10 protein-coding genes are annotated in these 20,666 nt (G+C 51.2%); 6 read left to right on the top strand and 4 right to left on the bottom strand.

Going from position 1 to position 20,666, the window contains the following annotated elements:
* Nucleotides 1-86 precede the first annotated feature (86 nt).
* Nucleotides 87-956 (top strand): WD40 repeat domain-containing protein, encoded by an 870-nt coding sequence (locus J3P34_RS00050; RefSeq protein ID WP_210485782.1) that lies wholly within the window; start codon nucleotides 87-89, stop codon nucleotides 954-956.
* Between the two features lie 101 nt (nucleotides 957-1,057).
* Here J3P34_RS00050 and J3P34_RS00045 read toward each other — a convergent pair whose 3' ends face one another.
* The 4 genes from J3P34_RS00045 to J3P34_RS00030 form a co-directional block, all read right to left on the bottom strand.
* Nucleotides 1,058-2,116, bottom strand: coding sequence for an NAD(P)-dependent alcohol dehydrogenase (locus J3P34_RS00045; protein WP_210485780.1), 1,059 nt, complete (start codon nucleotides 2,114-2,116; stop codon nucleotides 1,058-1,060).
* Between the two features lie 196 nt (nucleotides 2,117-2,312).
* Entirely contained in the window at nucleotides 2,313-3,248 is a 936-nt protein-coding gene (locus J3P34_RS00040) for a pyridoxal-phosphate dependent enzyme (RefSeq protein WP_210485778.1), read from the bottom strand.
* A gap of 471 nt (nucleotides 3,249-3,719) precedes the next feature.
* The gene (locus J3P34_RS00035) at nucleotides 3,720-5,339 is read right to left on the bottom strand and encodes a catalase (RefSeq protein ID WP_210485775.1); all 1,620 of its coding nucleotides are present in this window, start codon (nucleotides 5,337-5,339) and stop codon (nucleotides 3,720-3,722) included.
* A 405-nt stretch (nucleotides 5,340-5,744) separates the two neighbouring features.
* A complete protein-coding gene (locus tag J3P34_RS00030; RefSeq protein WP_210485773.1) occupies nucleotides 5,745-7,004 on the bottom strand; it encodes an exonuclease SbcCD subunit D C-terminal domain-containing protein in 1,260 nt (419 codons plus the stop codon).
* Nucleotides 7,005-7,614: 610 nt separating this feature from the next.
* Here J3P34_RS00030 and J3P34_RS00025 point away from each other — a divergent pair.
* The 5 genes from J3P34_RS00025 (at nucleotide 7,615) to J3P34_RS00005 (ending at nucleotide 20,223) form a co-directional block, all read left to right on the top strand.
* A complete protein-coding gene (locus J3P34_RS00025) occupies nucleotides 7,615-9,165 on the top strand; it encodes an amino acid permease (RefSeq protein WP_210485771.1) in 1,551 nt (516 codons plus the stop codon).
* 201 nt (nucleotides 9,166-9,366) lie between these two features.
* A complete protein-coding gene (locus J3P34_RS00020; RefSeq protein ID WP_210485769.1) occupies nucleotides 9,367-12,069 on the top strand; it encodes a T9SS type A sorting domain-containing protein in 2,703 nt (900 codons plus the stop codon).
* Between the two features lie 398 nt (nucleotides 12,070-12,467).
* Nucleotides 12,468-15,521, top strand: a complete 3,054-nt coding sequence (locus tag J3P34_RS00015) for an amidohydrolase family protein (RefSeq protein WP_210485767.1) — start codon at nucleotides 12,468-12,470, stop codon at nucleotides 15,519-15,521.
* Nucleotides 15,522-15,578: 57 nt separating this feature from the next.
* Nucleotides 15,579-16,895: an amidohydrolase family protein gene (locus J3P34_RS00010; protein WP_210485765.1), complete on the top strand. Its 1,317-nt coding sequence runs from the start codon at nucleotides 15,579-15,581 to the stop codon at nucleotides 16,893-16,895.
* Nucleotides 16,896-17,226: 331 nt separating this feature from the next.
* Nucleotides 17,227-20,223 (top strand): PAS domain-containing sensor histidine kinase, encoded by a 2,997-nt coding sequence (locus tag J3P34_RS00005; RefSeq protein ID WP_210485763.1) that lies wholly within the window; start codon nucleotides 17,227-17,229, stop codon nucleotides 20,221-20,223.
* Nucleotides 20,224-20,666 lie beyond the last annotated feature (443 nt).

The raw sequence follows: 20,666 nt of genomic DNA, 5'->3' as shown, positions 1-20,666 counted from the left end.
AAGGTATCCCCCTGGTATTAATAGGTTGTTTTTGTTTCTCCTCCCATTTTTCCTTTAGCCAAACCAAGCTGAAGCCCCTTGCCCTCATGAAGCATGAGGAAAATCTCATGTTCCAGAATGCGGTCTTTTCCCCAGACGGAAACCAATTCGTATCAGTGGGGAACCAGGGAATGCTGTACCTCTGGGATGTAAACCAGTCTTACCCCATAAGCTTCAAGAAAGTGCACGAAGGAGTAGCCCTGTCCTGCGCCTACTCCAAAGACGGCAAATACATTGTCACTGGCGGTGAGGAAAAATCCATCAAGGTAATTCAGGCGCAAGGCCTGAGCGTGGTGAAGACCATTACCGGTTTGCCCGCCAAGGTGCGTGAGTTGGTTATGTCGGGGAACCGGCTGGTGGCTTTGTTGCAGAACAACGAAATTCAGGTCTATAACACCGATACTTGGCAACGCGTGGGTAAGCCTCGTTACGCCGCCAAAGACTCCAAGATTGTGTTCAGCAACCGCGGAGACCGGTTTTATGTGTGGTTCTCCAGCCGCATCAACATTTTCTCCGCCAAAGACGGGGAGTTGATCAAGGTCTTTAATACGAACTACGCTACCCCCACTGATATGGCCCTCAGCCCGGATGACCTGTTCCTGGCGGTGGGTTTCGGGCAAGCCGATGACATCATCCGGATCTATGACACCGATGATTTCAAGCTGGTGAAAGCCGTGAAAAAGAACGGGTCCGGCGATTTCGCCAATGGCATGTCTTTCTTCAACAACAGCAACAAACTGCTGTACAACTCCAATGCCGGTAGTACCACGGTGAAGGTTTTTGACCTGGAGAACGGGAAAGACACCTCGGTGCTGAAAGGAACCTCTTCTAACCGCATCTCTATTTCCAAAGACGATTCTAAAGTGATCCTGGGGCCTAAAGCGTCTAATTCTATCCAACTGATGTCTGTGATCTAAATGGATTCAGGGCTGTTTCTGTAAAAGGAGCCCTAAAACAGCGAAGCCGACCCAAAAAGGTCGGCTTCGCTGTTTTAAAGAAATATGGAAGTTGGAATAACCTAAGCGCTGGTGTTCTCCAGGCTGGCCATGTCAATTACAAACCGGTATTTCACATCGCCGGCCAGCATGCGGTCATAAGCTGTGTTGATCTGGTTGATGTTGATGACCTCAATGTCTGACAGGATGTTGTGCTCAGCGCAGTAATCAAGCATTTCCTGGGTCTCCGCGATGCCCCCAATAAGGGAACCCGCAATTCTGCGGCGCCCGAAGATAAGGGTACCGGCGTGCAGTTCCGGGGCTTCTGGCGGAACACCCAGCAGGATCATGGTGCCGTCGCGGCGCAGTAGGCTGGCGTACATATCAAGACTCACCTTAGCAGAAACCGTGTTGATGATGAAATCGAAATAACCGGTCACCTGTTTCAAGGCCTCTGGGTCTTTGGTTACCACAAACTTGTGAGCTCCCAGAGACTGGGCATCGGCTTCTTTGGAAGGAGAGGTGCTTAGAACGGTCACCTCAGCGCCCATGGAGGCAGCCAGTTTTACGGCCATGTGTCCCAATCCGCCCAAGCCTACCACGGCCACGCGGTGGCCCTGGCCTACATTCCAGTGACGCAGCGGCGAGTAAGTAGTGATACCGGCGCACAGCAGCGGCGCCACGCGGGCCAGATTCTGATCTTCTCTAATCTTCAGGACGAAGTTCTCTGACACCACAATGAGGTTAGAGTATCCGCCGTAGGTTGGGGTGTCTAAACCACGCTCCGGGCTGTTGTAAGTGCCTGTAAAGCCCTTTTCGCAGTACTGCTCCAGGCCATCGGCACAGCTGGGGCAAGATTGGCAGGAATCTACCATACAGCCAACCCCGGCCATTTCACCCACGGCGAAATTCTGTACGTGGTCGCCTACTTTCACAATGCGGCCCACTATCTCGTGGCCGGGTACCACCGGGTACATGGCGCCACCCCATTCGCCTTTGGCGGTGTGCAGGTCAGAGTGGCATACGCCACAGAACAGGATTTCAATCTGAACATCGTGCGGACCCACGTCCCGGCGCTCAAAGTTAAACGGAGCCAGCGGCGAGTTAGGGTCAAAAGCGGCGTAACCTTTGGTTTCTATCATAATCATATTTTTTGTGTTACGGATGGATGAGGTGAATTTAAAGATACGGGAAGAATGCCGCAGAGATTTGTTCCTTTTTGAGTTCAGCTGGCCTGAGAGGCCAAAAGCCTGTTGCACAGGTGCTGTTATACAGTAAACCAACTTACCAGTGAGCCGATGTTTCCAGACGTTTTGGGCCTTTTTTCTTAAAGCGGCCCTAAAACGGTAAGTTGCCTACGTCAACGTTTCCCCCGGATAAAATCACACCCACTTTCTGCCCGGCATAATCTTCCTTGTTGCGCAACAGGGCAGCCAAAGCCACGGCACTGGAGGGCTCCACCACAATCTTGAGGCGTTCCCAGATGAGCCTCAGGGCCGCGATGATCTCCTTTTCCTCTACCCTGATGATCTTTTCCACGTGCTGCCGGATGATGGGGAAGTTGATATCGCCCAATTGTGTTCTAAGGCCGTCTGCCAGGGTGTGGGTGGTGTCATTTGATTCTATCTGCCCGCTTAGGAGAGACCGGTACGCATCATCGGCTTCAAAAGGCTCACCGCCAACCACCTTGCAGTCTCTCCCGAAGAAATGCGCCGCCAGCGCCGTGCCGCCAATGAGTCCGCCGCCGCCCACCGGAGAGAAGATATAGCGGAGATCAGGTTGTTCTTCCAGCAGTTCCATGGCCGCCGTGCCCTGGCCCAGAATCACGTCTTTGTCATTAGACGGGTGAATGAAATAAGACCCGGTCTCTTTTTCTACCTGGGCAGCCACTTCTTCCCGCGCGATGGGGTTGGAGGCACATTCAATGATCTCACCACCGTAGCCGCGCACTGCGTCTTTTTTTACCTGCGGGGCATTCTCTGGCATCACAATGTAGGCTTTCACGCCAATGCTCTGCGCCGCCAGCGCTAAAGCCTGCGCAAAGTTACCGGAGGAGTGGGTGACCACGCCCCGTGTTTTCTGTTCCTCAGAGAGCTGCAGCACGGCATTGACGGCGCCCCGCATTTTGAAAGCGCCCATCCGCTGGAAATTCTCACACTTGAAAAATACCTCTGCGCCGGAGATTTCATTAAGCAGTCGGGAAGTAAGGACCGGGGTACGGTGAATGAAGGGTGTTATTCTGGCCTGCGTGGCAAGCAGATCTTCTTTCTGCATATAGGGTAAATGATAGAATGGATTCTGATTGGTTCTCACTGCAAAGGAAACAAAAGCCGGGAAAAGGAGAAGGTTTTTGGGCAAGGATGTTCGGCTTGACCTGAGAACTCACCCCTGCCTCTCACAGGAGGGAATCCCGGCAGAGTGGGAGTCCACGCCATGGGGATGTTCAGGCTTGTTTCCATACCGTTCCTACAGCTCATTCTGTATTTTATCCTTGGCCTGTCCCCTGACAGGCCAACTTATAGGAGGCTGGCTTTTGGTTTGTCTTTCGGTCTGTCAGGGGACAGATCGATGTTGAGGAAAACTCTATAAATATGAAGCAGAGCTTGGCTCTTTACTTAGTAGAAAAATTCCCTCTTGGGGGTAGGCCCACGCCAAGGGATGGCAGGTTTGAGTTTTACTCCACTTGAAAAACAAACGGCCACCTACAAGAGGTGGCCGTTTTTGACCTGAATTTCAAAAAACAGATTAATACGGATCTGCCGGATGTGACACTTGTTTGGCTTGGTCTATACCTTCCTGAGGAGATATTGCCCCTATTGGGCCTTTGTCATCCTGGGACTTGGTGGTTTTCGCCAGGCCTTCCCGTACCCTGCGGCCGTAATCTTCGTCGGCGAGGGTGAAGTGCTCAATCATTTTGTCCTGGATGCGCTTGTCGGCGGTAGCCAGGGTGTTCACCAGGTTGGTGATAAGGTCGTCGCGCTCCCAGTCCTGAAAGTTGCGGTAGGTCTCGCCGGCCTGCTTGAAGTCGTTGGTACGGTCAATTTTCTGGCGCACCAGGTTGGCTTCGTAGCGTGGTTGGTAATCTTTGCCGGCTTTAGGGGCCTCCTTGATGTTGCCCAAAGTAGAGGGCTCGTAGTTGATGTGAGGATTCTGACCTTCGCCAAAATCTGTGTGGAAAGACATCTGGCCGCCGCGCTGGTTTGTGGCCACCTTGGCTTTTGGCGCGTTGATAGGCAATTGCAGGTAGTTTGGTCCTACGCGGTAACGCTGGGTGTCTGAGTAGGAGAAGGTACGGCCCTGCAGCATTTTATCATCTGAGAACTCCAGCCCGTCTACCAGCACGCCGGTCCCGAAGGCGGCCTGCTCTACTTCGTTGAAGTAATCCACGGGGTTGCGGTTCAAAGTCATCTTGCCCACTGGCAGGAAGGGGAACTGCTCAATTGACCACAGTTTGGTGTCATCCAGCGGATCGAAGTCCAGTTCTGGGTGCTCATCGTCGCTCATGATCTGCACGCACAGTTCCCACTCTGGGAAGTTACCCTCTTTGATGGCATCAAAAAGGTCCTGGGTGGCGTGGTTGAAGTTTTTGCCCTGGATTTCCTGGGCCTCAGCCTGGGTCAGGTTCCGGATGCCTTGCAGCGGCTCCCAGTGGTATTTCACCAGCACGGCTTCTCCGTTGGCGTTCACCCATTTGTAGGTGTTCACGCCTGAGCCCTGCATCTGCCGGTAGTTGGCCGGAATGCCCCAGGGCGAGAACAGGAACGTGGCCATGTGGGTGGACTCAGGGGTATTGGCGATGAAGTCAAAGATGCGCTCGCCGCTCTGGATGTTGGTTACCGGGTCTGGTTTCTGGGAGTGGATCAGGTCCGGGAATTTCATGGCGTCGCGGATGAAGAAGATCTTGAGGTTGTTGCCCACCAAGTCCCAGTTTCCGTCTTCGGTGTAGAATTTAACCGCAAAACCGCGGGGGTCGCGCAGGGTCTCCGGCGAGTGACCGCCGTGGCCTACTGTTGAGAAACGCACGAACACATCGGTTTTCTTTCCTTTTTCCTGGAACAGTTTGGCACGGGTATATTTAGCAATAGGCTCTCCGCCTACAGTACCATAGGCTTCAAAAACACCGTGGGCTCCGGCGCCTCGGGCGTGCACAACACGCTCAGGAATCCGCTCCCGGTCAAAATGGCTTATTTTCTCAATGAAGTGATAGTTCTCCAGCGTAGCAGGGCCACGGGCACCTATCGTCCGGAGGTTCTGGTTGTCTGTAACCGGATGCCCCTGCCGGGTAGTGAGGTTTTGCCTCTCCTGACCGTTGCTGGCATGGTTGCTTCCAGATTGACCATTGGATTGATTTTGATCTTTTTCCATAGAATGACTGGTGATTAAGGATGATAAATAATATTAACGCGGTACAGATGAGTAAGTTTTGCTAAAAGGGACCTCTTTGCTAACCTCCCGCAGGTAAAACACCTAAGATTGTAGGTCTAAAGGTCCCGGATTAGCCTTTATTTATCAAATTGATAATAGCTATTCCTTTATAGGAGGCATCTATAATGCGAAGCAGTTCGCTTGTAAACGAGCAAAGAAAGGTGGGGCATGACAATACTCTGAAGGTTTTGCCAAGCCGATGGCTGTCCTTGGTGTGTCACCAGGAAGATATCTCACTGGTATTGGAATAGACCGGAACGGAAATAACGTTTCAAGCCTGTTTCGATGAAATCAGCCTAGAAACAGAATAAATGTTTGCTGCTTATTTTAAGAAAGGCTGGGTGGCTAAAACACCTTGAGCTCAGAAGCCGAGGTTTCCAGCGACTCTTCCTGCATCTGGGGCATGAGCTCCAGCAGTTCATCAAAAGTGGAGAGTAGGTTCTGGTAGCTGTCGGCTTCCAGGGCTTCTTCGCACTTTTTCAGGAAAACCTCCTTGGGCTTCAGGTCAGCCAGGTCTTGTTCGGGCTGTACCTGCTGGTCCAAGGTCTGGGTGTCAATGGTGCGCAGCGGCCGATGGATGAGCAACTGAATCTGGGAATGCTTCGCGAAGACCTCCTGGAGTTTGCCGGTGTGGTCGTGCAAGTTGTGCTCGTACTGGAGCTGTACCTCGGCCCAGGCTGGGTAAGGACGGTCGGCGTTGTCATACGCGATCACCTTGGGCAGCACCTCTTCAATGGTGCCTTTGAACCGAACCAGTTTGCGCCAGCACGGAATCTCTATTTCCCGAATATCGCTGAGCTGGCCATCTTCAAAATCAAGGATTACCACCTGCTTGCGGTCAGTGATCTCGGAGAAGCTAAGCGGAATAGGCGAGCCGCTGTAGCGAATGTGCGGCATCTTGTTCACTACCTGCGGACGGTGCAAGTGGCCCAAGGCTACGTAGTCAAACTCGGCAGGAAACTGGTCGCCGCAGATCTGGCCCAGGTTGCCCACGTGGATTTCCTTCTCGCTGTCTGAGGCGCTGCCGCCGGCGGCAAACAAATGGCCTGTAGCCAAGACCGGCACGCCCTGCTGCTTGAATTCCTGGATGAGCGGTACCAATTTCTGGTAATGGTCGCAGATTCCCTGCTTGAGGCGGGCTTCCCGTTCTTCGCCGGTCTCGCCGGGTACCGAGAGGCGCACATCTTTGTCTCTTAGGAAAGGAACGGCGCAGACCACGGCTTTGGGTTGGTTTTCCTCATCGGTGAGCACAATGACCTGGTCCTGGGCTTGGGCGGGGGCGCCGCCTACCACGTGCACGTTGAAATGGCGCAGCAGTTCGGCCGGTGCGTTGAGGGTAGAAACCGAATCATGGTTTCCGCCAATGATGACCAGCTCGCGGCAGCAGGTGCCTTTTACCTCGCGCAGGAAATCATAGTACAGTTTTAGGGCCGTGTTGGAGGGGAAACCTGTATCAAAGACATCGCCGGCGATAAGTAGGAGGTCAATCTTCTCTTCGCAGATGGTCTGGCAGAGCCAGTTGAGAAAAGCCCGATGTTCCTCGGTGCGTTCCTGGTTGGCCAGGCGCTGGCCCAGGTGCCAGTCTGCCGTATGTAATACTCTCATCTTGCCGCGGTTCCTCTCTTGCATGGTAGCCCGAAGATACAAAAGCGGCCACAATTAAAAAGACCCCGCTGACAGGAAAAACCTAAAATACATTTTGCCGCCCTTTCCCGAAAAACAGGCCATAAACGTATAAGGGTTTGGGTGAGAACCTGTACCACAAAGCCGGGCCAGCGTAACCACTCATCCTGAAAGATGGGTGGACGCAGCCTGGCAAGGCGCTAGGCAAAAGTTGGATTGCCGTATTTATCGCCTTTGCCGCAGAAGCCTGGAGGGTGAATACCGCTTGCGCGTGCTTTTGCCGGAAGTGTTTTGAATAAATGACCGCCAAATGAAAGTGCCTGAATGCTGCTTTTGGTGGTTATATTCTTGGAAACAAAGTAATTGAAATCCTGAGCCACCCTGAAATACAGGAAAAAGAAGACCTGTTTCTAACCTGATTTTCAGAAAACGGCTATAAAAACGCCCGCCTGGGCTGGAGGCATTTGCGGGGAAAGCACCCGCCAAATAGAAGCGCCTGCATGGCTTCTTGCGAAAAGTACTTATATTAGCCCCTTCAAGCCTTTTACAAAGCGAACAACAAACAAACTATTCCCTAACTTTTACGCATTTTATGGCAAACCAACTTTTCGCTAGGAAGTCAATTGACAAGCTTAGCGCTGACGCCTTTAGTGAAGGGGCGCACAACCTGAAAAGAACCCTTGGTCCGGGTAACCTTATCGCCTTAGGGGTGGGGGCTATCATCGGGACGGGTATCTTCGTGTTAACGGGTAGTGCGGCTGCACAGTACACTGGGCCAGCCATTGTGCTGGCATTTATCCTGGCTGGTTTGGGCTGTGCTTTCGCCGGTCTTTGCTACGCTGAATTCGCTTCCATGATTCCGATTGCCGGTTCTGCCTACACCTACGGCTACGCCACCTTGGGCGAGTTCGTGGCCTGGATTATTGGCTGGGATTTGATTCTGGAATACCTCTTCGGGGCGGCCACCGTTGCGGTGGGTTGGTCTGGTTACGTGGTGTCTTTCCTGAGAGATTTGGGCGTTAACATACCGCCGCAGTGGAGCAGCGCTTCTGGTGTAGAGATGGTGTTTATTGAAAAGAACAATGCCTGGGTTAGAATAACCGAGCAATTAACCACCTCTCTGGCTGCTGAAGGCGTGGATATCGCCACTTTGCCGCACGCAACCGGTATCTTCAACCTGGTGGCAGCCATTGCCATCACGTTGGTAACTATTTTGTTGGTACGTGGCATGAGTGAGTCTGCCAAGGTTAACAATATTGCAGTTATCATTAAAGTGGGGGTTGTGATCCTGTTCATTCTGGCCGGTGCCAACTACCTGTTTGGTCACTCAGCTGAGGCTTCAGAAAACTGGACTCCTTTTCTTCCTGAGAACAAAGGTGGTTTTGGAGAGTACGGATGGAGCGGCGTAATCAGAGCTGCCGGGGTAATCTTCTTCGCCTACATCGGGTTTGATGCAGTTTCTACAACTGCCCAGGAAGCCAAAAACCCGCAGAAAGACATGCCAATTGGTATCTTAGGTTCACTGGTTATCTGTACTATTCTTTACATTCTGGTGTCTGGTATTTTGACTGCCATGGTGCATTACAGCCAGCTGAACGTAGCTGAGCCTATTGCCATTGGTATTGAGAAAACTGGTTACACTTTCCTGCGTGACTTGATTAAAATTGGGGCAATCGCCGGTCTTTCTTCGGTGATGTTGGTGATGTTGATGTCTCAACCGCGAATCTTCTACACCATGGCTAATGATGGTCTTTTACCTCCTATTTTTGGTAAACTGCACCCTAAATTCAGAACTCCGCACGTGAGTACCATCTTAACCGGCCTTATCTGTGCCTTGGTAGCGGGTGCTTTCTCCGTGGATGAACTGGGTCACCTGGTGTCCATCGGAACGCTGTTGGCCTTCGTGATTGTGTGTGCCGGCGTTTGGTACCTGCGCGTGAAAGAGCCTAACCGTCCGCGTCCGTTCAAAACCCCGTTGGTGCCGTTGGTGCCTATTTTGGGTATTCTGGTTTGCCTTGGCATGATGGCAGGTCTACCTGCCGAGACCTGGTACCGTCTGCTTGGCTGGATGGCCATTGGTATTATTATCTACTTTGTTTACGGAAAGAAAAACAGCGTTATCCGGAAAGAACAAAACCTGTAATAAGCCTCGTTTTCATACTTTCAAAAGCCCAGTCCAGTCATGGACTGGGCTTTTTGTTTGTGCTCACCTCAACTATTCCAACAGCTTTTCAGGTGTTCTGCAAAAGCAATAGCATTGATTTTGGGGGTGGTGTTAGGGGAAACAGGTTTATTCTCTGTCTGTACAAGAAATCCAATCCTCATTCTTCCCGCATTAAGCCCTATGAAAAAAGAACTTTACAAGTCCCGCAGACCGCTTGGGTTATTCATTTTGATGCTAGGTGTGCTTTTCCTTTCCGGGGAAAACATTAGTGCGCAGACCTGGAACCCACAGGAACTCTACAAACTCAGAAAGAGCGGGAAAGCCTCCCTGCAAGTGCAAAGGGATTTCTCTAAACCCCAGAATTTGCCCTTTGCAGATGCTTTGATTGCGCCTTCTTCGGCAATTTCCAAGAATGTTGAGGTAGAGGGTGACCAGTTCTGGAGTGAGAACTATGGCCTTAGCGGGACAGATGGAAATATTATAAGCGTTCTGGAGGTAGGAGATAAAATATATGCAGCCGGTGAGTTCACCACCATAGGGAATGCCAGGGCCAGGAATGTGGCCATGTGGGATGGTCAGAAATGGCACCCAGTGGGAGACGGGTTTAATGGCCCCGTTGCTGCCTTGGTTTGGCACCAGGGCCAGTTGTATGCCGGAGGTTACTACAAGGCGGTAGGCAAAGTAAAAGCATATGGTATAGCCAGATGGGATGGCAACCAGTGGCACCCGGTCAGCAACAATCCCCAGAGCCCTGGGCTTGCCTCTGGTTTTGTGCAAGATTTTATATCAGATGAAGAGAACGGTAAACTGTACATATCAGGTAGTTTCACCAACGTGGACGGAGTGGAAGGCACCGGCAACATTGCGGTTTGGGATGGGACGAAGTGGGCGGGTCTGGCCGGCGGTTCAGACGGAGGCATATCTGCCTCTTTCCTGCACGACGATAAGCTTTTCATAAGCGGGGTTTTTAGCCAGGTTGGTAGAAAAGCCTTGAAAAACGTAGCCTACTACCAAAACGGGGAGTGGCACCAGATGGGGACCACTGACCAAGGCGCAGATACCCCAATTTTCCATTTCGCTTTGGAAGAGGAAGGTGGTAATACCTTATTGGCTGGAGGCATGTTTGTAACCATAGACGGGAAGACACTCAATGGATTAGCCCGTTATGATATAGATTCCAAAACCTGGTCTGCCTTTACTAATGGGGAGAACATCGGGGTTAAGTCTGGCGTAGAGCGCGGCGAGGTGAAAATCATCAAGGTGGTAAATGGTTCCATCTATATTGGCGGGCAGTTTGACAATGTGGTGGGCACAAAAGCAGATGGAGTGGCAGTCTATACGAAGGATAAAGGTTTCAGACCAATTGGTACTGGACTGGCTGGAGTAAACGACTTGCTCATCCATGAAAATGAAATAATGACGTTTGGCGGTTCGGTTACTGCCAATGGAATGGTGCATGGCGAAATAGACGGTGAGTTCACCCTTTTTGCGGGAGATTCCGTGATTTACGGTATGGCCCGCGCGCCTTTTGATCCTGCAAACCCCACCTCAGACCTGAAATGGCGTACCTTTTTAGGGAAGCCTTTCTTTGCCGCTAATGGTTACATCAGAAAGTTTCTGGTGCACAAAGGGGAATTGTACGTGGCCGGGTCATTCACCAAAATAGGGCATGACCGGGTAGAGAACATTGCCCGCTGGAACGGCAAAAACTGGGTGCCCCTTGCCGGCGGGTTGAATGGCGCGAATATCAATGACATGGTAACCATTGGCGATGACCTGTACGTGGGCGGTTCTTTTAGCGTGACTGATGTAGATGATTGGTCGGTTGGTTCCCATGTGGCTCGGTGGGATGGCCAGAAATGGCACGCATTAGGAAGGGGAGTGGGTGGTTATCAGAACTCAGAAGTATACACCCTGGCAACTGATGGCACTAACCTCTATGTAGCAGGAATCCTTCTTGAGCTGGCAGGCAACCCCAACGGAACCGACTTGGAGATTGCCAATATCGCTAAATGGGATGGTCGGGCCTGGAGCTCTTTGGGATCAGGACTTGATCTGAACGGCCGGGTTTACAGCCTGTTGTACCATGAGGGGGCGCTCTATGCAGGGGGAGGCATTCGGCTGCCCGGCAATGATACCCAAATGTCCGATCTATCTAAATGGGATGGTCAAAACTGGAGCAGTGTAGGGCAGTTCAATCATATGATTCGGAGTATGATCTGGGATGAGGATAACTTCTATGTAGGAGGCTTGTTCAACGGAGTGAATGGGGAAAGTACGGGTGCTTTGGTAAAAGGAACCGGTGACGGAAAGTGGGAGGGAGTGGGTAATATAAGTGGTGGTACCGTGGTAGGCGTTACCAATGTGTATCGGCACAACGGGCTTCTATTTGTGGGAGGAGTCTTTCAAAATGCTGGAGATTTGACTGGGGTGAACGGGATGGCCTATCTGAACCGGGCAGGTGAATGGAAAGCCATGGGCAGCGGCGTGAACGGATCTGTGTACAGCATGCTGGGTTTGGAAGACCAACTTTGGGTAGCCGGGGGCTTTACCTTTGCCGGAGGCAAAACCGCCTATGGATTTACCACCTGGCGTGATCCAGGCGTGATTAGATCGGCACCACTGGAAGGAGAATCCACTTCTAAACCAAAGATGGTTCGTTTGTTCCCTAATCCTGCTGCGGGTATGGTGAACCTAGTAGGCCTGAAAAGCAATATCACCAGGGTGATTCTGCATGATCTAAGTGGAAAAGTAATTCTTAACCAGCAGTACTCTCCAACTATGGAATTGCAGCTGTCCATCGCCAACCTGGCCCCGGGGCTTTACATTGCCGAGATCTACACGAACAAAGGCAAACAGGTGGAGAAACTGGTGGTGAGATAATCATTTTCAGACAGCGGAGGACCCCCAGAAGAGCTTTGTTTTAAGGCCGTTTTTGATAGAATAGGTCTAAAACATGTATGGCCAATCCTTTAATAGTAAATTGATACTTATTGGTTGGTAACCAGAGTAGTTGGCCTTCGTGCCTGTAAGTACAGAGCCTAGAGATATAGATTGACAATTCAGTAATAAAGAGAAGATTTAACATCCTAAGTAAAAGCCCGGTTCATAGTTGGATCGGGCTTTTTGTTTGCGAATATGATTCTGTTTTGGGGGTGTTTTTGCGAGAATATTAAAGAAATAGAATATGTGTTGATTAGCTTTTTTTAAGGGTTTGTTTTCCTTATTTTTCCTCTTCCATACAAACACAATCTATCAAACAAACCCTTATTCAAGCTCCCATGAAAAAAGTATTTCTCTCCGTGCTGGCGGTGGCGGCCTTGTCGCTGCAGAGCCGGGCACAGGAGACTTTCCCGCGCAATGGGGTGTATGATGAGCGCTCCGGACTGCGGGCCTTCACCAATGCCACCATTTTCGTGGATTACCAAACCAGGCTGGAGAACGCCACCCTGGTTATCAAAGACGGCAAAGTGGTTGCCGTAGGCACCAAAGTAGCCGTGCCCCAGGGCGCCATGGTCACCGATCTGAAAGGCAAAACCGTGTACCCCGGCTTCGTGGACCCATACACCAGCTACGGGGTGCCCACGCCGCCGGCCCGTTCGTTCAGCTTCAACAGTCCGCCCCAGGCCGAGTCTAAAAAAGAAGGCGCCTTCAACTGGAACCAGGCCATCCGCCCCGAGACCAATGCGGTAGAACTATTCAAAGTAGACACCAAAGCCGCCGAAGAATTGCGCAAGCTTGGGTTTGGAGCCGTTTTGACCATCCACCAGGACGGAATCGCCCGCGGCGCTGCGTCATTGGTGTCTTTGGCGAACAAAAAGGAAAACCAGGTTATTTTGCTGGACAAAGCCGCCGGTGCTTTATCGCTGGACAAAGGTTCTTCCACCCAGGAATACCCCAGCTCCATCATGGGTTCCATCGCCCTGCTGCGCCAGACCTACCTTGATGCCCAGTGGAATGCCAAAAACCAGGACAAAGAGCAGAACATCTCGCTTAAAGCTTTCAATGAATTGAACCGCCTGCCGCAGATCTTTGAGGTAAGCAACAAACTCAATGCCGTACGCGCCGACAAAGTGGGTGACGAGTTCGGTTACCAGTACATCTTCAAAGGCCAGGGCGATGAGTACCAGATGCTGCCCCAGGTCAAAGCCACCAACGCGGCCTACATCCTCAACGTGAACTTCCCCGATGCCTACAACGTGGAAGACCCGTACGATGCCCGCCGCGTGGGAATTGAGGAAATGAAGCACTGGGAAATGGCCCCTGCCAACCCGGCCATGCTGGTGAAAGAAGGTGTCGCCATTGCCTTCACCACCGCTGACCTGCGCGATAAAAGCAAGTTTCTGCCTAATCTGCGTAAAGCTACTTCCTACGGGTTGTCTGAGCAGGAAGCCCTGAAAGCCCTTACCTTCACGCCCGCCAAACTGCTCAAAGCCGATAAGTACGTGGGTACGCTGCGCGAAGGAATGCAAGCCAACTTCGTGGTAGCTTCGGGTAACCTGTTTGATGCCTCCACGCTGCTCCTGGAAAACTGGGTGCAGGGCCAGGGATACAAAATCAGCGAGACGCCCGCCGATTTCCGGGGTGTGTACACGTTGAAAGTAGCCAATCAGCCAGAGCGCCGCATGCTCATCTCCGGCACGCCTGAGAAACCAGAACTGAAAGTAGTGGCCCAGGATACCCTGAAAGGCACTCTTTCTTTAAGCGGTGAATTGCTCACCATGACCTTCGCGCCCGCCAAAAACGGGAAAGAAAGCATCCGGCTCACCGGCTGGTACACCGGCAAAGGATTCCAGGGCGAGGCCCAGTTGCCGGATGCCCAGATGGTGAAATGGACCGCCCTTCTCTCTGAAGCCGCTACCCAGCAAGCCAAACGCGACACGGCCCGTTCCCGCTCCAATGAAGCCCTGAACCTGGGTAAACTTACCTTCCCGTTTGCGGCCTTTGGGAGAACCGAACTGCCGAAAGCAGAGACCGTCCTCATCAAGAACGCCACCGTCTGGACGAACGAGAAAGAAGGCAAATTGCAGAACGCTGATGTGTTGCTGAAAAACGGCAAGATCGCGCAAGTAGGCAAAAACCTTTCCGCTAACGGGGCCAAGGTCATTGACGGCACCGGCAAACACGTAACACCGGGTATCATTGATGAGCACTCGCACATCGCCCTGGATGGCGTGAACGAAGGTACCCAGGCCGTTACCTCTGAGGTGCGCATGGCCGATGTGGTGAACCATGAGCAGGTGAATATCTACCGCCAGTTGGCCGGTGGGGTGACTACTTCCCAGTTGCTGCACGGCTCGGCCAACCCCATTGGGGGACAGTCGGCCATCATCAAATTGCGCTGGGGCCAGGCGCCGGAGAAACTGATGTTTGAAGGCGCAGATCCGTTCATCAAATTCGCTTTGGGTGAGAACGTGAAGCAGTCTAACCGCTCGCCGCAGTACAACGTGCGCTTCCCGCAGACCCGTATGGGCGTGGAGCAGGTGATGGTAGATGCCTTCCAGCGCGCCAAGGAATACCAGAAAGCTTTAGCTGATTACAACAAGCTCTCCAAATCGCAGAAAGCCAAAACCCCGGCCCCGCGCCGCGACCTGGAACTGGACGCCTTGTCTGAGATCCTGAAAGACGAGCGGTTCATCACCTGCCACTCCTATGTGCAGTCTGAGATCAACATGCTCATGAAAGTGGCTGACCAGATGGGCTTCCGGGTGAACACTTTCACCCACATCCTGGAAGGGTATAAAGTAGCCGATAAGATGAAGGCCCGCAACATTGGTGCTTCTACCTTCTCTGACTGGTGGGCATACAAAATGGAGGTGAAAGACGCCATTCCGTACAACGCCGCCATCATGCACAACGTGGGCGTGACTACCGCCATCAACTCAGACGATGCCGAGATGGCCCGCCGCCTGAACCAGGAAGCCGCCAAAACCATGAAGTACGGCGGGGTTTCTGAGGAAGATGCCTTGAAGATGGTGACCCTGAACCCAGCCAAACTTCTCCACCTGGATGACAAAGTAGGTAGCCTGAAAGCCGGGAAAGACGCCGACGTGGTGATCTGGAACGAGCATCCGCTGTCTATCTACGCCCGCCCGGAGAAAACCTTCGTGGACGGAATCGCTTACTTTGACCTAGAGCAAGACAAGCAACTGCAGGTAGAGCAAGAGAAAGAGCGCTTGCGTCTGATCAACAAAATGCTGGCCGCTAAATCCCGCGGAGAGCGCACCCAATCCGCCGCGCCCTCGCGCCGGGGCGCAGACCAGGTACTGCACTGCGAAGACCTGAGCACTGAGGGAGAGAAAACTTATCAGGAATCCGAGTATCATCAAAAATAAGGAGACCACGCTATGCAAACTTTAAAAAATACTGTGGTAAGCCTTACCTCTAAAAACATGCAACATCGTCTTTTGCTCGCGGCCGCCTTGTTCGTGAGCACCTCTGCTGCCTGGGCCCAGGTTCCCGTGCCAGCCGGCCGGCAATCCAAAGCCACCGTGCTCACCGGGGCCACCCTGCACGTGGGGAACGGCCAGGTAGTGGAAGGGGCAACCGTCGCTTTCAACGAAGGTAAAATCACTTATGCCGGCCCGGCGCCCGGGTTCAATGCGGGTGCTACTGCCTATGAAACCGTAAACGTCAGCGGCAAGCACATTTACCCAGGTATGATTTTGCCCAACAGCCAGATCGGGTTGAACGAGGTGGAATCTGTGAGGGCCACGCTGGACCAGCAGGAGGTTGGTTTGTTCAACCCCAATGTCCGTTCAGTGGTGGCGTACAACACAGATTCAGACATCACGCCTACGCTCCGTTCCAACGGTGTGCTTATGGCGCAGATCACTCCGGTGGGCGGCATGATCTCGGGGTCGTCCTCGGTGGTGCAGCTGGATGCCTGGAACTGGGAAGATGCCTTGGTGAAAGCCGATGCCGGTATCCACCTGCGCTGGCCCGCCATGGTGCAGCAATCCGCTGACAATTCTCCGCAAGTGGCCCAGCGCCGCCAGGCCCGGCAGACCGGTTTGCAGGAACTGGAAGCTCTGTTGGCCGAGGCCAAAGTCTACAAAGACCAGAAGAACGACCGCCAGAACCTGAAGCTTGCTTCTTTGGGTGGTCTGTTTGACGGTTCCAAGAAGCTGTTCATCCACGCTGATTATGGCAAGGAGATAGTGGAGTCTGTGCGGTTCGCGCAAAAAGCAGGTGTGAAGCAGCTGGTAATTGTAGGTGGTGGTGATGCCCTGGTAGTAGCCGATTTCCTGAAGGAAAACAGCGTTCCGGTGATTTACTCAGGGGTGCACGCCTTGCCGTCCCGTGCCGGCGATGATGTGTATCTGCCTTACAAAATGCCAGGTTTGCTGCAACAGGCCGGAGTTTTGTTCTGCCTGGACTACGACGCCAGCCTGCATGGTTCCAGAAACCTGCCGTTCATTGCCGGTACGGCCGTGGCCTTCGGGCTGCCTAAAGAGCAGGCACTCTCCTCCGTGACCCTGAATGCCGCCAGAATTCTGGGTGTAGACAAACAGGTGGGTTCCGTGGAAGTAGGCAAGGACGCCAGCCTGGTGGTTTCTGAAGGGGATATCCTGGACATGCGCACGAACAAAATCAGTCATGCCTTTATCCAGGGCCGTCAGCTGAACTTGTCAGACAAGCAGAAGTACCTGTATGATAAATTCAACGGAAAGTATCAGCAAGAAACCAAAGCAGATATCGGAAAATAGCCCTGTTTACTTTTGATGTACAAGAAAACCCACCTTAAAAGGTGGGTTTTCTGTTTTTAGCCATTATTTCTAAAAATAACGCTAAAACAGGGCTTGTTAAACCAACTAAAACAAAATATTCCCGGTTTAAGATAAAATTTACTTTAATCAGGTAGATAAAGGTAGGTTTATAGCATTTTTCAATGTGTAAATATCTATCTCACTTATAGTTGACGGGGCTAATTGAAATTATCTAAATGTGGCGTACTTTTGTCTGAACCGTGCCTTTCGTAATATGAGAGTACTGCCGGTGTGAGTTAAATCCATTTTGGTAAAAATGGATTTTTAACTTATGGATGCCTACAAGATGAACGACCATTATAAAATTAGCCAGGAAACAGAATTGCCAAGATCTACCTCTTCACCACTAGACTTTGAGTTGATGTATGCTTTGGCTGAATATAGCCATGAACCTATGATGCTGGTGCAGCCAGACGGGACTTTCCTGTTTGTCAATTCTGCCATCTGCCAGTTAGTGGGGCAAACAAAAGAGTTTCTTTTAAAAGACGGGCGGAAGGGATTAATTGATTTAAGTGATGACAGGTGGGAATTTGCGCTCAAAGCCAGAAGGGAGCATGGGCATTATAAGGGCGAGGTGAACCTGGTACACAAGTCGGGCATAAAGATTCCTGTTGAACTGGGTTCCAGAACGTTCTCCACCTCTAAAGGTGCTCAATTTGTGAGTGTGCATGTACGCGACCTCAGAGCCGAGAAGGATTCTCAGGAGTGTATTGAAAAACAGCAGCAGGAACTGAAAAACACGGTTCGTGAACTTCAGTTGGTTCTGGACTCAACCGCAGACTTTATCTGTACTTTTTCCCTGGATGGCTATTTGCTGCATGTAAATCAGGCCTGTCATTCAATTTTGGGATATACCCCGTCAGAAATGATAGGGAAGCACTGTACTGAGTTCATTCACCCAGAAGATGTCACCAAGACGGCAGATGACGCGAAAGAGGTGATTAAGAATTCCTCTACTCTAAACTTCAAGAACCGGTACATTCATAAAAATGGGTCAGTCATTTACTTCTCCTGGTCCTCCTCATTAATAAAAGAAGAAAGCAAGGTTTACTGCATCGGTCGCGACATCACCAAAGAGGTACTGAATGATTCGAAGGACCGGGAAAATGACTACCGTCTGCAGTCCTTGCTTCAGGAAGGGCATGACATGGTTTGTATCCTTGACCAGGAGGGGACCTACACTTTTGTGAGTGGCAGCGTGCGGCACGTCCTTGGTTTTGAGCCCGAGGAACTGCTGGGGTACAAAGCCTTTGATTTTATCCACCCAGACCATATCCCCGAAATCCTTTCCGATTTTGAACAAGTCATGGCTGGGGTAGACCTTAAAACAAAACCTTTCCGTTTCAAAGCCAAGTCTGGTGAGTGGCGCTGGATTGAGACCAAAGGTGTGAACTGCTTCCATCATCCGGCCATCAATGGCATCATCATCAATTCCCGGGATATCACTGATCGGTTGGAAGCCCAGAATCAATTAGAGCGCAGCGAAAAACTGTATAAAGCCCTTTTTGAGAACAACCCAGATAGCGTTTACTCGCTTGATAAAGAAGGCAACTTCACATCGGTGAATGCTACTACAGTGGCCTGCAGCGGGTACTCAGAAGAGGAACTGCTCAAAATGAACTTTGTGCAGATGCTGCACCCAGATTGGGTAGAAGAAACCTTGGCCGATTACGAGGAAACCTTGGCTGGGGTGTCTAGCACTTCAGAGACGGTAATCTTAACGGCCCAGGGTGAAAAGCTGAACCTGGCCATCACCAAAGTACCAGTGATTGTAGGAGGTGAATTAATAGGTATCCACGGAATTGCAAAGGATGTAACTGAGACCAAGCAGCAGCAGCGGCTTTTGAAAGAAACTGCCAGGCGGTTAAACAGTATTCTGGAGAGTATCAAAGATGCTTTCTTTACTTTGGACAAGAACTGGTGCTTTACCTATGTGAACAACAAGTTTGAAAGTTCGCTGGGGGTGAAGAGCCATGAATTGCATGGTTTGGATGTCAGGGAGGTGTATCCGCCGGAGAAGTTCGGCAAGTTCTACGCTAAGTTCAAGCGCGCTATTGACCTACAACACCCCGTACACTTTGAGATTTTCTATGATGGCCTGAATAAATGGCTAGACGTTAGTGCCTACCCCTCTGAAGAAGGCTTGTCTGTTTTTATCAAAGGCATTAGCGCACGCAAGAAAGTAGAGGCAGAGCTGAAGAAACTCTCGCTGGTGGCCAGTAAAACCGTGAACTCGGTCTACATCACAGATGAAGAAGGGCGTATTGAATGGGTGAACGAAGGATTTACCAGGGTAACAGGGTATACCCTGGAAGAAGTAATAGGGCGCAAGCCGGGTGATCTTCTGGCGGGGCCGGAAACTAACCCGGAGAGAGTATCCATGATCAGGAAGAAGCTGGCCTATGACAAACCGTTTGTGCAGGAGGTGCAGAACCGCAGTAAGACAGGGGAGGTCTACTGGTCCAAGCTGGATGTCACTCCTATCATAGATGATGTTACCGGGGGCAGGAAGAAGTTCATTGTTATTGAAACAGAAATCACTGAACAGAAGAAAGCAGAAGAGGAGCGCGCCAAACTTACCGAGGAACTTCTCCGGCGGAACCGTCACTTAGAGCAGTTTACTTATATAGTGTCCCATAACCTGCGTTCTCCTGTAGCCAACATACTTGGGCTGACCTCGCTGTTAAATACTTCAGATAACAAGGAATTTCAGGAAGGCATTACTGCAAGGCTAAAACAGACTGCCCAGAACCTGGACTATATAATAAGAGACCTGAATGAAATGCTAAGCCTCCAGGCCGGATTCATGGAAGAGCGGGAGCGCATATTTCTGCCTGAGATAGTAGACCAAGCCATCCAGTTTTTGCCAGCCGACAGTTATGAAAAAGTAGCGGTTGAGTTGAACGGCATTGAAGAGATTGGTTCTATAAGGAGTTATGTGAGTAGCATCTTAAGTAACCTTTTAACCAATGCTGTGAAGTATAAATCACCGGACCGGTCCTTGATTCTAAGCATTAAGGCAGAACTTCATGAACAAGACGAGGTGCTCTGCCTTTCTGTAAGCGACAACGGTTTAGGCATAAATTTGGAAAAAGAGGGCAAAAACCTATTTGGGTTGTACAAGCGATTCCACTTCCATGTCTCTGGAAGAGGCTTAGGTCTTTATTTAGTCAAAACACAAGCCGAGGCATTAGGTGGATATGTAACGGTGGAAAGCCAACTAAACATAGGCTCTACATTCAAGGTATGGCTGAAAAACTACAAGTAATCTAAGTATCTGTAAAGGTTTATTGATTGTAAAGAAAGGAATAAAGGTTATACAAAGAAGGCAGGGTGTTGCTCACTTTGCCTTCTTTGTTTACCAGGGGTAAGAAAGCAGGTCAGGCGCAAGCTAGGCAGGCAATGTCTCTTAAGGCGCTTCAGAAAATCATTATTACCGTGGAACTTCCGGGCACCCTTCCAAAGTTCTTCCCCAGGCACCGGCCGGGAGCCGTTCTCCAAACAAAAGTGGAAAGAAAAACCTACCCCTATCGGGAACTTCCAGGTACCTCATGGTGGTTCTAGCCCAGGGTGCAGCAGGGGCTCATAGCCGAAAGGTATCCATCGAAAAATTTTTCCTAATTGGAACTTCCTGTCCTTCACTATGGTTAACCCCTAGGCTCCGGCAAGGAACAGCGAAAAGGGACCTTCTTCCGCAAAAAGGCCTTGGAA

The organism is Rufibacter aurantiacus, from assembly GCF_017916345.1.
Taxonomy (GTDB): domain Bacteria; phylum Bacteroidota; class Bacteroidia; order Cytophagales; family Hymenobacteraceae; genus Nibribacter; species Nibribacter roseolus.
This window is presented reverse-complemented; position numbering and strand designations above follow the sequence as displayed.